This window comes from Kutzneria sp. NPDC052558, from assembly GCF_044547355.1.
Lineage (GTDB): Bacteria > Actinomycetota > Actinomycetes > Mycobacteriales > Pseudonocardiaceae > Kutzneria.
The window spans coordinates 1-1,614 of the sequence record NZ_JBIUAG010000081.1 but is presented as its reverse complement, the minus strand read 5'-3'; the positions used below and the strand labels follow the sequence as shown (position 1 = coordinate 1,614).

Annotated in this window: 1 protein-coding gene; it reads left to right on the top strand. The window is 65.3% G+C overall.

What is annotated here, in order from left to right:
* Window positions 1-224 precede the first annotated feature (224 nt).
* Window positions 225-1,370, top strand: a complete 1,146-nt coding sequence (locus ACIG5F_RS49230; protein ID WP_396527283.1) for a DUF222 domain-containing protein — start codon at window positions 225-227, stop codon at window positions 1,368-1,370.
* Window positions 1,371-1,614 lie beyond the last annotated feature (244 nt).

Below are 1,614 nucleotides of genomic sequence, written 5' to 3'. Positions count from 1 at the left end.
GCGATGGCGTATCAAGGCGCTATCGGGCAGGCTCCGCCTGCCTCGATACGCAAAAAGCTTATGCCATCGCCCCCCTCCGCGCAAAATCCACCCTCCGGAGCGTGAAGGTGTAGACGATTGTCGCCGTGGTGCTTTGGGTGGGGTCGTCGTCGCGATTATGCATGAAACACAGGTTCACCCGTTAGTGGTTCGATTTGGATCTTCAGTAGGGGTATTCTTGGGGTATGGAAGAAATCACCCGGGAGCTGGAGTCCGCTGAGCCTTCGGGAGCGATGCTGGACCTGCTCCTTGGCGCGGATCTCTCCACCCTCACACCCGAGCAACAGGTCACTGCATTCGTCATGGCCCGCAAGATCACGGCGGTTGCCGACCACGCTCGGCTGTGCATTCTCCGGGGTTTCGACGATCTGGCCGAGATGTCCATGGCCACCCACGAGTCCGAACAGTCCCTGTTCCGCCAGCAAGAGCGCGCCGAAGTCCTAGACCGGCTGCCTCGGCTGTGTGAGCAGCTGCGGCGCGGGGAGATCGACCTGCGCCGCCTGGAGACCGTGGACGAGCGGGTGATCCACCTCGACCCCGCCACGATCCCCCAGATCGAAGACCAGCTGGTCGAGGTCGCTGCCGAGCTCACCCGCACCCAACTCGCGCGCCGGACCACCAAGCTGGTCGCCGAGGCCGACCCCCTGGGCTACGAGCAGCGCCGGCAGAAGGCCCGCGACAAGGAACGCCGGATCGAGTTCTACCCCCTGCCCAACGGCATGGCCGAGCTCCGGATCCGCATGTCGGCGATCGACGCCCGGCAGTGCTACGACATCGCCACCGCCGACGCCCGGGCGCTGTGCAAGGACTGCCGCACCACCGACCAGAAGCGGGTCGACGCGTTCCTGGACCGGTTCCTCGGGTATGGCATCGACCGCAAAGTCCAGGTCCACGTCACCCTGTCGATGGAGACGTTGATGGGTCTGACCGAGGACCCGGGCCTGCTGGACGGCTACGGCCCGATCAGCGCCGACTCCGCCCGCGAGCTCGCGATGCTCGGCCCGTGGCGCGGGGTCCTGCTCGATGAGTACCAGCGGGCCGCCGCGATGGCCACCCACCTCTACAAGCCCCCAGCCCGCTGCCGCGAGTTCACCAAACTCCGCGACGGCGGCACCTGCTGCGCCCCCGGCTGCATCAACCCGATCCAGGAAATCGACCACACCATCCCGTGGCCGAAAGGCAAGACGAATCCGGACCAGCTCAAGGGCTACTGTCAACATCACCATCACATCAAGCACGGCGACCACACCGTCACCCTCGACGACGACGGGACTTTGCACTGGGTCACTCCCCAGGGCCGGCACTACACCACCCAACCCCACCAGTACTGACCACGCCGCATCCCCGCCCCGCCCCGCCCGCCGCCCGCACCGCGCTACCGTTCTTTGACAACTCCAGAGCGAACCAAAAATCCCTCTCCAACAAAGCGGGGTCGGCGACCCGGGAAAGCGACTGGCAACACAGACTTTCCGCTTCGACGATCGGAGGGTGGATTTTGTGTGGAGGGGGGCGATGGCATAAGCTTCTTGCGTATCGAGGCAGGCGGAGCCTGCCCGATAGCGCCTTGATACGCCA

Coding starts and splice junctions, on each gene's coding strand:
- ACIG5F_RS49230 (WP_396527283.1), top strand. CDS start 225: ATGGAAGAAATCACCCGGGAGCTGGAGTCCGCTGAGCCTTCGGGAGCG.